The organism is Lawsonibacter sp. JLR.KK007, assembly GCF_036941135.1.
GTDB lineage: Bacteria > Bacillota > Clostridia > Oscillospirales > Oscillospiraceae > Lawsonibacter.
The window spans coordinates 1,483,350-1,496,232 of sequence record NZ_JAYWSY010000001.1; the positions used below are offsets into that span (position 1 = coordinate 1,483,350).

The 12,883-nt window shown below is 61.6% G+C and carries 15 protein-coding genes; 13 read left to right on the forward strand and 2 right to left on the reverse strand.

Features of this window, described 5'->3' with window-relative positions; genetic code table 11:
- Positions 1–52: 52 nt before the first annotated feature.
- A complete protein-coding gene (locus VV088_RS08150) occupies positions 53–901 on the reverse strand; it encodes an aminotransferase class IV (RefSeq protein WP_334600205.1) in 849 nt (282 codons plus the stop codon).
- Between the two features lie 31 nt (positions 902–932).
- Positions 933–1,481: a phosphatase PAP2 family protein gene (locus tag VV088_RS08155; protein WP_334600206.1), complete on the reverse strand. Its 549-nt coding sequence runs from the start codon at positions 1,479–1,481 to the stop codon at positions 933–935.
- A 93-nt stretch (positions 1,482–1,574) separates the two neighbouring features.
- Between VV088_RS08155 and VV088_RS08160 the strand changes: the two genes are divergently transcribed.
- The 13 genes from VV088_RS08160 to purD all read left to right on the forward strand — a co-directional run bounded on the left by VV088_RS08160 (position 1,575) and on the right by purD (position 12,816).
- Positions 1,575–2,663 (forward strand): hypothetical protein, encoded by a 1,089-nt coding sequence (locus tag VV088_RS08160; RefSeq protein WP_334600207.1) that lies wholly within the window; start codon positions 1,575–1,577, stop codon positions 2,661–2,663.
- A 266-nt stretch (positions 2,664–2,929) separates the two neighbouring features.
- A complete protein-coding gene (purE, locus tag VV088_RS08165) occupies positions 2,930–3,424 on the forward strand; it encodes a 5-(carboxyamino)imidazole ribonucleotide mutase (protein ID WP_334600208.1) in 495 nt (164 codons plus the stop codon).
- 42 nt (positions 3,425–3,466) lie between these two features.
- On the forward strand, positions 3,467–4,177 hold the full coding sequence (gene purC / locus VV088_RS08170) for a phosphoribosylaminoimidazolesuccinocarboxamide synthase (RefSeq protein WP_334600209.1): 711 nt from the start codon (positions 3,467–3,469) through the stop codon (positions 4,175–4,177).
- 3 nt (positions 4,178–4,180) lie between these two features.
- Positions 4,181–4,327: a hypothetical protein gene (locus VV088_RS08175; protein WP_334600210.1), complete on the forward strand. Its 147-nt coding sequence runs from the start codon at positions 4,181–4,183 to the stop codon at positions 4,325–4,327.
- A gap of 12 nt (positions 4,328–4,339) precedes the next feature.
- Positions 4,340–5,764: an amidophosphoribosyltransferase gene (locus VV088_RS08180; RefSeq protein WP_334600211.1), complete on the forward strand. Its 1,425-nt coding sequence runs from the start codon at positions 4,340–4,342 to the stop codon at positions 5,762–5,764.
- A 20-nt stretch (positions 5,765–5,784) separates the two neighbouring features.
- Positions 5,785–6,849, forward strand: a complete 1,065-nt coding sequence (gene purM / locus VV088_RS08185; RefSeq protein ID WP_334600212.1) for a phosphoribosylformylglycinamidine cyclo-ligase — start codon at positions 5,785–5,787, stop codon at positions 6,847–6,849.
- Between the two features lie 2 nt (positions 6,850–6,851).
- On the forward strand, positions 6,852–7,478 hold the full coding sequence (gene purN / locus VV088_RS08190) for a phosphoribosylglycinamide formyltransferase (RefSeq protein WP_334600213.1): 627 nt from the start codon (positions 6,852–6,854) through the stop codon (positions 7,476–7,478).
- A gap of 24 nt (positions 7,479–7,502) precedes the next feature.
- Positions 7,503–8,198: an IMP cyclohydrolase gene (locus tag VV088_RS08195; RefSeq protein ID WP_334600476.1), complete on the forward strand. Its 696-nt coding sequence runs from the start codon at positions 7,503–7,505 to the stop codon at positions 8,196–8,198.
- 15 nt (positions 8,199–8,213) lie between these two features.
- The gene (locus VV088_RS08200) at positions 8,214–9,410 is read left to right on the forward strand and encodes an immunity protein Imm33 domain-containing protein (RefSeq protein ID WP_334600214.1); all 1,197 of its coding nucleotides are present in this window, start codon (positions 8,214–8,216) and stop codon (positions 9,408–9,410) included.
- A 4-nt stretch (positions 9,411–9,414) separates the two neighbouring features.
- Positions 9,415–10,032, forward strand: coding sequence for an SMI1/KNR4 family protein (locus VV088_RS08205; RefSeq protein ID WP_334600215.1), 618 nt, complete (start codon positions 9,415–9,417; stop codon positions 10,030–10,032).
- Between the two features lie 14 nt (positions 10,033–10,046).
- Positions 10,047–11,159 carry a phosphoribosylaminoimidazolecarboxamide formyltransferase gene (locus VV088_RS08210; RefSeq protein ID WP_334600216.1) on the forward strand — a complete coding sequence of 371 codons (1,113 nt, stop codon included), beginning with the start codon at positions 10,047–10,049 and terminating at the stop codon, positions 11,157–11,159.
- A 12-nt stretch (positions 11,160–11,171) separates the two neighbouring features.
- Positions 11,172–11,540, forward strand: coding sequence for an Imm1 family immunity protein (locus tag VV088_RS08215; protein ID WP_334600217.1), 369 nt, complete (start codon positions 11,172–11,174; stop codon positions 11,538–11,540).
- Between the two features lie 16 nt (positions 11,541–11,556).
- A complete protein-coding gene (gene purD, locus VV088_RS08220) occupies positions 11,557–12,816 on the forward strand; it encodes a phosphoribosylamine--glycine ligase (protein ID WP_334600218.1) in 1,260 nt (419 codons plus the stop codon).
- Positions 12,817–12,883 lie beyond the last annotated feature (67 nt).

Consider the following 12,883-nt stretch of genomic DNA (forward strand, 5'->3'; position numbering starts at 1 on the left):
GCGAACCATGCGGCGGAGTCCTTGATTTTGGCAGCGTTCAGATCACCGGGCCTTATTGGGCGGTCTCCCGCTGGAACTTGGCCAGGTAAGCGTCCTGAAGCAGCTGGATGCGCTGGGGGTCCTTTCCGCCCACGGGGATGTGGTCGATGGACTCCACCTTCATGCACAGGGCGCTGGAGCTGGTGACGATGACCTCATCGGCGTTCATCAGCTCCACCATGGAGAAGGGCTCCTCCAGCGTGGGAATCCCGTTCTCCTTCGCCAGAGCCAGCAGATGCTTGCGGGTGATGCCGGGGAGGATCAGCTCATCGGTGGGGGCGGTGCGCAGCACGCCGTCCTTCAGGATGGAGATATTGCTGTGGGCGCACTCGGTGACCCGGCTGCCCCGGTGGAGCACCGCCTCGTCACAGCCAGCCTCCAGCGCCCGCTGGTTCGCCAGCACGCTGGGGATCAGATTCAGCGTTTTGATGTTGCACAGCTTGAAGCGGTTGTCCTCCAGGGAGATGAGCTTATAGGGCTTGTCCATGGGCTTCATGGTGTGGGGCTTCACATAGGCCATCAGCGCAGGCTCCGTCCCGGCGCCCGGGAACACGTGGTTCCGGGGCGCCACCCCCCGGGAGACCTGCCAGTACAGGAAGTGGATGGGGGAGTCCTCCGCCGCGTCGATGACCCTCTGCAGCTCCGCCTTCACCTGCCCCCGCTCCATCTTGAAGGGGATCTCCAGCAGGCGCAAGCTGTTGTACATCCGGTCCAGGTGGTCCTCAATGGCGAAGGGGACCCGGTTGGCCACGCAGGTGGCCTCGTAGATGCCGTCACCGAAGTAGAGGGCCCGGTCGTTCATGGGCACCTTCATTTCCTCCAGCGGACCGATCTCGCCGTTGTAATAGCCGACATTTTTCATTCTTTCTTCCTCCATTTTTTGTTGTCCGGGTTCAGAGCACCCGGTTCCGCTTGTTCTCCCAGAGCTGATACAGCTTCCATGCCGCCCAGGCGCACAGGGTCCCGATCACCGCCCCCACCAGCACGTCGGAGGGGTAGTGGACCCCCACATACAACCGGGACAGCCCCATCAGCACCGCCAGCACCACCCCGCAGGTCCGGCCCCAGCTCCAGGGCAGGGTCCGCACCCAGATCATCGACGCGGCAAAGGCGGCGCAGGTGTGGCCCGAGGGGAAGGAGTTGGGGTCCTTCTCCGATACCAGGGGAACGATGGGCCAGTCCAGCCAGGGCCGGGCCCGCTCCACCAGGGGTTTGATGGTGACGTTGGTCACCAGCAGCCCCAGGATCATGGCACACAGGGCCAGCGCCCCCGCCTTCCGGGTGCGCTTGGAAGCCAGCATCAGCAGGGACAAGGCGATCCAAAGAATTCCTGCGTCCCCCAGCTTGGTGTAGATGGACACAATGGGGTCCAGCCAGGCCATATGCAGTCTCTGGATGGCCACCAACAGCTGGCCGTCCAGCTGAAGCAGTGTATGGAACATAAAAACCTCCCTTGACCCCTTCCGGAATCTATACTATAATAATAGAGCTTTTTTTTCACAAGTCAACACTAATTTTTTCGGAGGTCCATTTCCTTGAAGCAGATCCTCTGTTTATCCAATGAGCCCTGGTCCAGCCGGCTTCCCGGCCGCACCCAGCAAATCATCTCCCGCCTGCGGGACTGCCAGGTACTCTACTTCTCCCCCGCCCGCTCCCCCAGGGACAAGTCCTATCGGAAGGGAGGGCGCAAGGTCCGGCCCAACGTGACGGCCTGCACCCTGCCGCCCATCCTCTTCCCCATCTCCGAGCGGTACCAGCGCCTGTTCCAGATGGCCTGGAACAAGATCGGCCGCTTCATTCAGGAGGAGGCCGCCCGCAGGCGCTTCACCGAGCCCCTGCTGTGGACCACCCAGCCCCACCACGTCCACCTGGTGGACCAGCTGGAGTACAGCGCCCTGGTCTACGACTGCGACCGGGTGTGGGACAGTCCTCCCGCCCACTGGGAGGGCAGTCTGGCCCAGGCGGCCGACGTGGTCTTCGCCGCCTCCCCCCTGCTGCGGGAGCGGCTGTCCCCCTGCAGCTCCAACATCGCCCTGCTGCCCAACGGCTTCAACCTGCCCCTGTTCGACGCCGCCGCCCGCCGTCCCGACCCCATGCCGGGGGTGACCGCCCCCCTTCTGGGCTGGTCCGGGGCCATCCGGGAGGGGCTGGACCTGTCCCCGGTGCTCTACGCCGCCCAGGCCCAGCCCGACTGGGGCTTTCTCCTGCTGGGCACGGTGGACAAAAACAACCCCCTCCTGCACCGGCTGAACAAGCTGTCCAACGTATTCCTCACCGGCCCCCGCCCAGTCTCCGAGGTGCCCGACTGGCTGTACCGCTGTCAGGTGCTGATGGATCTGCCCCGGACCGACCAGCCCTTTGACGAGGTCGTCTCCCCCCGGCTGTACGAGTATCTGGCTACTGGGAAGCCGGTGGTGTCCATGCTGTGGCCCGACCAGGTGGAGCAGTTCCCCGACGTGGTCTACGGAGCCCACGACCTGGAGGAGTTCGTCACCCTGTGCGGCCACGCCATGGAGGAGGCCCCCGGCTTTGCCCTCCGCCGCCAGCAGCGGGCAGCGGAGGCCGCCTGGCCCCGGCGGGTGGCGGAGGTGGAGCGCATCCTCACCACCGCCGGGCTGCTGTGACCTCCCCTCTCCCTCTGCCCACTTTCCAGCTGGTTTTCCTCTTTTTTCTTGTACAAATATACGAAAATGCTTCTCCCTCTTGCAAAATGCGCCGGTTTCCTATAAAATGGTGGCGACTGAAGGGGGGTCTCTGCCATGCTTGATTCTGCCAATGTCCGGTTTCAGAATTTCCATGGCCCCAATCTGTCCAAATTGCCCATTCATCATCACTCAGGCTGTCTGTATCCTCAGATGGCCTGAAACTTTTTTACAAAAGGAGTGCTTTTATGAAAAAAGTCGCCGTCATCATGGGCTCCGACAGCGATTGGCCCGTGGTCCAGGGGGCCTGCCGGCAGCTGGAGGAGTTCGCCATCCCCTACGAGGCCCACATCCTCAGCGCCCACCGCACCCCCGCCGCTGCGGCGGAGTTCGCTAAAAACGCCCGCCAGAACGGCTTCGGCGTGCTCATCTGTGCCGCCGGGATGGCCGCCCACCTGGCCGGGGCCTTTGCGGGCAACTCCACCCTGCCCGTCATCGGCATCCCGATGAAGGGGGGCGCTATGGACGGCCTGGACGCCCTGCTGGCCACCGTCCAGATGCCCAGCGGCATCCCGGTGGCCACCGTGGCCATCAATGGAGCAAAAAACGCTGCCGTACTGGCCGCTCAGATCCTGGCCGTCTCTGACGGCGCCCTGGCCGCCAAGCTGGATGCCGCCCGGGACCAGATGGCGGAGCAGATCGCCGGAAAAGAGGCCAAGCTCCAGGCGGAGCTGAAGGGCTGACGTGTCACACAAATTAACAATACCGGAAAGGATGTTGCAATTATGACCAAACTGGAACAGCTCTACGAGGGCAAGGCCAAAAAAGTATTCGCCACCGAGGACCCCAACGTGGTAATCGTCTCCTACAAGGACGACGCCACCGCCTTTGACGGCACCAAGAAGGGCACCATTGTGGGCAAGGGGGCCATCAACAACCAGATGACCAACTTCCTCATGCAGCAGCTGGAGAAGGCCGGAGTGCCTACCCACTTTGTAGAGGAGCTGAACGAGCGGGAGACCGCCGTGAAAAAGGTGACCATCGTCCCCCTGGAGGTGATCGTCCGCAACCGCTCCGCCGGCTCCTTCTCCAAGCGGTACGGCGTGGAGGAGGGCATCGTGTTTGACGCTCCCACTGTGGAGTTCTCCTACAAGAACGACGACCTTCACGACCCCCTCATCAACGACCACCACGCCGTGGCCCTGAAGCTGGCCACCTGGGAGGAGATCGACCAGATCAAAACATACGCCTTCCAGGTCAACGATTTCCTGAAAAAAACTCTGGCCGAGTGCGGCGTCACTCTGGTGGACTTCAAGCTGGAGTTTGGAAAAACCTCCGACGGCGCCATCGTCCTGGCCGACGAGATCTCCCCCGACACCTGCCGCTTCTGGGACTCCAAGACCGGTGAAAAGCTGGACAAGGACCGCTTCCGCCGGGACCTGGGCAACGTAGAGGGCGCTTATCAGGAGATGAGCAAGCGCCTGATGGGAAAATAACCCATGGATGTCGGAATCATCGGAGGGGCAGACGGTCCTACCGCCACCCTTGTCAGCGGCGACCCCGCCGGACTTGTGCGGATGCTGCTGGCCGCTGTGGTCATCCTTGGCGCGGCCATCTGGTTTTTCCTGCGCAAACGTAAGAAATAAGGAGGAATATTCATGGGAGGCTTTTTTGGAGCCGTCTCTACACAAGACGTCTCCCTGGACATTTTTTTCGGGGTGGACTACCACTCTCACTTGGGCACCCGCCGGGGCGGCATGATCATCCATGACGCCAAGGACGGCTTTCAGCGCCAGATTCACTCCATCGAGAACACCCCCTTTCGCACCAAATTCGAAAAGGACCTGGCCAAGTTTCACGGCTGCTCCGGCATCGGCTGCATCAGTGACACCGACCCCCAGCCCCTGCTGGTCCGGTCCCACCTGGGGCTGTACGCCATCACCACCGTAGGGATTATCAACAATGCCGAGGAATTGGTTGACGAATATTTCTCCGACCATGGTCACCAGTTCATGGCCATGAGCTCGGGAAAGGTCAACGCCACCGAGCTGGCCGCCGCCCTTATCAACCAAAAGGACAATCTGGTTGACGGTATCCTCCACGCCCAGAAGGCGGTGGCCGGTTCTCTCACCCTGCTCATCCTCACCGCCAACGGCGAGATCATCGCCGCCCGGGACCGGGTGGGCCGCCTACCCGTCCTCATCGGCCGGAACGACAAGGGGCACTGCGTCTCCTTCGAATCCTTTGCCTACCACAAGCTGGGCTACGAGGACGCCTACGAGCTGGGTCCCCGGGAAATCGTCCGCATCCGGTCCGACAGCTTTGAGGTCCTCTCCCCCGCCGGGGAGGAGATGAAGATCTGTGCCTTCCTCTGGAGCTACTACGGCTACCCCAACTCCAACTACGAGGGGGTCAATGTGGAGGTCATGCGCTACAAAAACGGCGCCATCATGGCCCGGGACGAGAGGGCTCGGGGAACCCTCCCCGACGTGGACTATGTAGCCGGTGTTCCCGACTCCGGCCTCCCCCACGCCATCGGCTACTCCAACGAGAGCCGCACCCACTTCGCCCGGCCCTTCGTCAAGTACACCCCCACCTGGCCCCGGTCGTTTATGCCTGCCAATCAGGATGTGCGCAACCAGGTGGCCAAGATGAAGCAGATCCCTGTCCCCGAGCTGATCCAGGGCAAAAAGCTGCTCTTTGTGGACGATTCCATCGTCCGGGGCACCCAGCTGCGGGAGACGGTGGAATTTCTCTACGAATCCGGGGCCAAGGAGGTCCACATGCGCTCCGCCTGTCCCCCCATCATGTACAGCTGCAAATATCTGAACTTTTCCCGGGGAAATTCCGACATGGACCTGCTGGCCCGGCGCACCATCCAGGAGCTGGAGGGCGACGAGGGTCAGCAACACCTGGAGGAGTACGCGGATTCCTCCACCCAGCGGGGCCAGTGCATGCTGAAAACCATCTGCGAAAAATTCGGCTTCGACTCCCTGGGCTACCAGTCCCTGGACGGCCTGCTGGAGGCCATCGGCCTCGACCGGGATAAGGTGTGCACCTACTGCTGGTCGGGAAAAGAATAATATTTTTGGAGGTTCTCCCCATGGAAAACTCTCATTCCGCATCCTATGCTGCCGCCGGCGTGGATATTGAGGCCGGCTACAAAGGCGTACAGCTCATGAAACAGCACGTGGCCCGCACCATGATCCCCGGAGTGGTCAGCGGCATCGGCGGCTTCGGCGGCCTGTTCGCCCCCAACCTGTCTGGGATCAAGGAGCCGGTGCTGGTCTCCGGCACTGACGGCGTGGGCACCAAGATCCGTCTGGCCCAGCTGCTGGACAAGCACCACACCATCGGCATCGACTGCGTAGCCATGTGCGTCAACGACGTCATCTGCTGCGGAGCCAGGCCCCTGTTTTTCCTGGACTACATCGCCATCGGCAAGAACGAGCCGGAGAAGGTGGCCTCCATCGTCTCCGGTGTGGCCCAGGGCTGCGTCCAGGCGGGCTGCGCCCTCATCGGCGGCGAGACCGCCGAGCACCCCGGCATCATGGCCCCCGACGACTACGACCTGGCCGGCTTCACGGTGGGGATCGTGGACCGGGATAAGATTATCGACAGCGACCGTATTCAGGAGGGCGACGTTCTCATCGGCCTGACCTCCTCTGGGGTCCACTCCAACGGTTTTTCCCTGGTGCGCAAGGTCTTCGACATTGAGCACGCCGATCTGAATACTCCCATGGATGAGCTGGAGGGCAAATCCCTGGGCGAGGCCCTGCTGGCTCCCACCAAAATCTATGTGAATCCCGTCCTGGCCCTCATTGACGGCGGCATAGACCTCCACGGCGCCAGCCACATCACCGGCGGCGGCTTCTATGAAAACGTCCCCCGGATGCTGCCCAAGGGGCTGGAGGCCTTCTTCAACGCCGCCGCACTGCCCCGGCTGCCCATCTTTGAACTGATTCAAGAGCGGGGCGGCATCCCGGAACACGACATGTACAACACCTTTAACATGGGCGTTGGCATGGTGCTGGCCGTCCCCCAGGAGCAGGCAGAACAGGCTCTGTCCATCCTGCATGACGCCGGTGAGCCCGATGCAGATGTGATGGGCTGCGTCCAGCAGGGAGACACAGGCGTCTCCTTCGGCACCGTCAGCCTGCCCGTATGAGTATGAAAAACATCGCCGTTTTAGTTTCCGGGGGCGGGACCAATCTTCAGGCCCTCATCGACGCCCAGGCCCGAGGGGAGATCGTCAACGGCAGGCTCTCTATTGTCATCTCCTCCGCGCCAGAGGTTTACGCTTTGGAGCGGGCCAAAAAAGCCGGCATCCCCACCTGCGTCCTTCCCAGAAAAAATTACCCCTCCAGCCAGGGCATGACTGTGGCACTGGTTGAGAAATTGAAGGAGCTGGCCATAGATGTTGTGGTCATGGCGGGCTTTATGACAATTGTCACCAAGGACCTTTTCGAGGTTTACAATAATGCTGTCATCAACATCCACCCCGCTCTGATTCCCTCCTTCGCCGGTCCCGGATGCTATGGGCTCCACGTCCACGAAAAGGCGCTGGAATACGGTGTAAAGGTGTCCGGAGCCACCGTCCACTTTGTCACCGAGGAGTGCGACGCCGGACCCATCATCCTTCAGAAAGCGGTGGACGTCCTCCCCAACGACACCCCGGAGACCCTCCAGCGCCGGATTATGGAGCAGTGCGAGTGGAAGCTCCTGCCCCAGGCCGTCAGCCTATTCTGTCAGGACCGGCTGCGGGTGGAGGGGCGTACCGTACAAATTTTACCATAGGAGGCGGTTACCTTGACCGATCTGATGAACTATCTCTCTGAGCGTCCCTACCCTGGCCGCGGCATTCTTGCGGGCCGAAGCGCCGATGGCAAAAAGGCCGTCATCGCCTACTTCATTATGGGCCGCAGCGAAAACAGCCGTAACCGGGTCTTCGAGAGTACTGAGGACGGCATCCGTACCAAGGCCTTTGAAGAGAGCAAAATGACCGATCCCTCGCTGATTATCTACCACCCTGTCCGGCTGCTGCCCAACGGCCTGCTGGTGGTGACCAACGGCGACCAAACCGACACCATCGCCGAGCACATCGCCCAAGGCCACTGCTACCGCCACGCCCTGAATACCCGGAAATTCGAGCCCGACGGCCCCAACTGGACCCCCCGCATCTCTGGGGTGATGAAGCCGGACGGGAGCTATAATCTGTCCATCCTCAAGAGCCTGGACGGCGACCCCTCCTGCTGCTGCCGGTACTTCTTCGAGTACGACACTCCCATTCCCGGCGTGGGCCATTTCATCCACACCTACCAGAGCGACGGCGACCCCCTGCCCTCCTTCCAGGGCGAGCCCCGGGCGGTGGAACTGGGTGCGCTGACCGAGTCCCACGAGCTGGCCGAGCCCCTGTGGGACAGCCTGAACGAGGACAACAAGGTGTCTCTTTATGTCCGGCTCATCGACCTGGCAGGCGGCGGACCGGACAGTTATATCATCAACAAACACAGCTGAAAGAAGGGTATCACAATGGGTCTTTTTGACCGCTTTCAGAAACAGAAGAAAGCCCCCGAGCCCAAGCCCTCTGCCCCCTCCACTCCGGAGACAGGACTGATTGACTTTCACCCCTACGACACCGGGCTGGCGGAGTCCGTCCGGGCGCTGGAGGCGGACCTCCGAAAGCTGAACACCAACGGACGCCGGCCCTGCGGCCGGGACGAATTCATCGCCCTGCTGGCGGGCATCGCCGCCCTGCGAAAGACCCCCGGCATCCCCGGTCCCAACGAGTCCGGCCCCAACTACTTCATCACCCTGCCCAAGTGTGCCTCCCGTGTGGAGGAGCTGGCGTGCCAGGCCCACCTGAAGGAAATCTTCGGCATTACGGACAAGGCGTCCATGGTGGAGTTCTGCAACAAGGAGCTGCGCTGTCACAGCCAGTATCTGGACTTCGAGGGCTTCTGGGAGGGCCGTCCCCCCTTCGACCTGTCCCAGCTCAACGGCGGCGGCCTGGAGTTTTTCAAGACCGCTCGGGACTTTTCCGCCCAGTTCTACTCCATCGTGGGCCACAAGGGTTATCTGGCCTGGGACATCAGCGAGTGCGTGGGCCATCTGCGGGCTGGCTACGCCTGCGGCCTGCTCACCCGGGAGGAATTTGACGAGATGGCGGAGCACTGGATCGTCCAGGCCCAGATTTTTGAGGACTGGACCGACTTTGCCGTCAGTCTGGTGTGCGGCGAGCTGTACTGGGACTTCCGGGGCGGCTCCAAGCTGCCCGAGCTGAACAAGGGACTGGAGCTGTGGACCAAACTGGTAAGCATGCTTTTGAACGACGGCGCCGCCTGGGCCAGCGGCCTGTGGTACGTGCCGCCCCGGAAAAAGGAGTTCGGGCTGTGGGCCCCGGAGTTCAAGCTGTACCTTACCGACTGGGAGGGGCCCAACGGCTGCTTCGCCACCGACCACATCACCGTCCTGGGCAAGAAGGTGGGATGGTGCTACCGGGAACAGCCCACCGAGGGCCGCCCCGACAGCGGCTGGCGGTTCTTCTCCGGCGAGGAGAGCGAGGATTATGTCAATGACGCCCGAAATACTGAGGTCTACGACCTGAACACCATCTGCAACTACGACCCGGACATTCTCCCCCTGCTGACCGCCCCTGCCGGCACCGCCTACATGCGGGGACCGGACGGGAACTTCCACGCGGAGCAGTATACGCCATCGGAGGATTAATATTATGTTAACCGGAAAGGAATTGGCCCGGGCTTACTTCGACGGCCTGAAAGCGGCCTATTACCGTTATGGTGGCCAGGAGATGTGGGACCGCTTCGCCTCCGTGGTTCACGGGGCGGACCAGCGGGACCTGGACCGGCTCACCACCCTCTACCCCGACATCCCCGAGAGTCTGATCGAGCTGCTCAAGCTGGTGGACGGCACCTACTACCGGGAGTACCCGGCGGACAAGGTGGTCTTCTACTTCCTGGGCTCCGACTACGAGGGCTACCCCTACTATCTCCTGTCCGCCCGGCAGATGGTGGAGACCCGCCACCAGGCCAAGGAGTTTTTCGACTACTTCGTCACTCGGGAGTATGACGACATCCCGGTGGACGAAGGGGTCTGCGACGACCTGGACAAGCTGGACTGGCTCCACTTCTCCGACTGTTGCAACAACGGCGGCACCTCCCAGCTGTTCATCGACTTCTCCCCCTCCGCCAAGGGCAAAAAGGGTCAGGTCCTGCGCTTCCTCCACGACCCGGACGAGATGGTGGTGGCGGCGGACAGCTTCGACGAGTACCTGCAAATGCTCATCGACCAGGACTACCCATTCATTGACGAGGATTCTGTAGAAGAATGAAAGGAGCGCACAACATGACCGAGCTGGAACTGAAATACGGCTGCAACCCCAACCAGAAGCCCGCCCGCATCTTCATGGAGCAGGGCGAACTGCCCCTGGAGGTGCTCAACGGAAAGCCGGGGTACATTAATTTTATGGACGCGCTGAACTCCTGGCAGCTGGTGAAGGCCCTGAAGCAGGCCACCGGCTTGCCGGCGGCGGCCTCCTTCAAGCACGTCTCCCCCGCCGGGGCTGCGCTGGGCCTGCCCCTGTCCGATATTGAGCGGAAGGTCTATTTCGCCCCCCAGGGGGACCTCTCCCCCATCGCCTGCGCCTACATCCGGGCCCGGGGGGCCGACCGTCTGTGCTCTTTCGGGGACTGGGCGGCTCTATCCGACCCCTGCGACGGGGACGCCGCCCGCTTCCTGGCCCTGGAGGTGTCCGACGGCGTCATCGCCCCGGACTACACCCCGGAAGCTTTGGAGATCCTGAAGGCCAAGCGCAAGGGCGGGTACAACGTGGTGAAAATCGACCCGGATTACACCCCCGCCCCCATTGAGCGGCGGAACATCTTCGGCATCACGTTTGAGCAGGGGTACAACGATCTGGCCATTGATGAAACCATGCTGGCCAATCTCGTCACCCAAAACAAGGACCTGCCCCAGGGGGCCAAAAATGACATGCTGCTGGCCCTGATTACCCTGAAATACACCCAATCCAACTCGGTGTGCTATGTCAAGGACGGCCAGACCCTGGGCGTAGGGGCCGGACAGCAGAGCCGCATCCACTGCACCCGTCTGGCGGGAAACAAGGCGGACATCTGGTGGCTGCGTCAGCACCCCAAGGTGCTCGCCCTCCCCTTCCCGGAGAACGTCCGCCGCCCCGACCGGGACAACGCCATCGACGCCTTTATCGCTGATGTCCTCACCCAAAAGGAGAAGGCGGACTGGATCAGCAAACTGGAGGGTGTCACCCTTGGCTCCGACGCCTTCTTCCCCTTTGGGGACAATGTGGAGCGGGCTCACCAGTCGGGGGTGAAGTACATCGCCCAGCCCGGCGGCTCCATCCGGGACGACCAGGTCATCGAGACCGCCGACAAATTTGGCATGGTGATGGCCTTTACCGGAATGCGGCTGTTCCACCACTGAGGAGGAAAGCTCATGTTTATCAGCAGTAATATTGGTTCTTTTCCATGCAATTCCCTGGAGGAATATAAGGCTCATTTAGAAACCTGTTTTCAGCAGGAAAATGAAATCTGGTGTTCCCAAAGTGAGGAGTCCAAATATCCCTGTCTGTCTATTCTGGTAAAAAGCGATCAGGCTGTCGTCAATTATTTTGAGGTGGAGGACGGCGGCGAGATGCTTGTTTCCTTCGGCGATGAAGATGCGGAAGACATCGTCTCGTTTTGCGACGGCCAATATGAAATTGCCGCATGGCAGGTAATACCGGCCTCCGATGCTATGGAGTGCGCTTTGGAATTTTTCCAATCTCAGAATGCACCTGGCTGTATTGATTGGGGAGAATTATAGGAAAGGTTGTTTATACATGAAAGTTTTAGTCGTGGGCGGAGGCGGTCGTGAGCACGCCATCTGCTGGAAGCTGGCCCAGTCGCCCAAGGTAACCAAGCTGTACTGTGCCCCGGGCAACGGGGGGATCGCCCAGGTAGCCCAGTGCGTTCCCATCAAGGCCACCGACGTGGACGGCATGGTGAAGTGGGCCAGGGAAAACGCCATGGACTTTGTCATGGTGGCTCCGGATGACCCTCTGGCCCTGGGCATGGTGGACGCCCTGGAGGCGGCGGGCATCCCCGCCTTCGGCCCCCGGAAAAACGCCGCCATCATTGAGGCCAGCAAGGCGTTTTCCAAGGAGCTGATGAAACAATACCACATCCCCACCGCCAAATACGAAACCTTCACCGGCTTGGACCAGGCTCTGGCCTACATCCGGGAGCAGGGCGCGCCCATCGTGGTCAAGGCGGACGGCCTGGCCCTGGGCAAAGGAGTGGTGGTGGCCTCCACCGTGGAAGAGGCGGAAACCGCCGTCCGGGAGATGATGGAGGACAAAAAGTTTGGAGAATCCGGCTCCACCGTGGTCATTGAGGAGTGCATGGTGGGTCCGGAGGTGACCGTCCTGGCCTTCTGCGACGGGGAACACCTGGTACCCATGCTGTCCAGCCAGGATCACAAGCGGGCCTATGACGGCAACCAGGGACCCAACACCGGCGGCATGGGAGCCTTCTGCCCCTCCCCCAAGTACACCCCGGAGATTGCGGAGCGCTGTGTCAAGGAAATTTTCCAGCCCACCGTGGCCGCTTTGAAGGCGGAGGGACGGCCCTTTAAGGGGGTCATCTACTTTGGTCTTATGTTAACTGAGGACGGCCCTAAGGTGGTGGAGTACAACGCCCGCTTCGGTGATCCGGAAACGCAGCCCCTCCTGTCCATGCTGGACACCGACCTGATGGACATTTTCCAGGCCTGCGTGGACGGCACCCTGGATCAGGTGGACATCAAGTGGAAGTCCGGAGCTGCCTGCTGTCTGGTGCTGGCCTCGGGAGGGTATCCCGTCAGCTACCAGAGCGGCTACCCCATCTCCGGGCTGGCGGAGGCTGAGGCCCTGGGGGCCACCGTCTTCCACGCCGGCACGAAAAAGGACGAGCAGGGAAACATCCTCACCGCCGGCGGCCGGGTGCTGGGCGTCACCGCCACCGCCCCCTCCCTGGAGGAGGCCATCGCCGCCGCCTACGCCGCCGCGAAACCCATCACCTTCCAGGATATGCACTTCCGCACCGATATTGGGAAGGTCTGATTGCAAACGCCGCTGCCCTCCGGGACAGCGGCGAATTTTTTTCAAAAAACACTTGACTTTTTGTCGC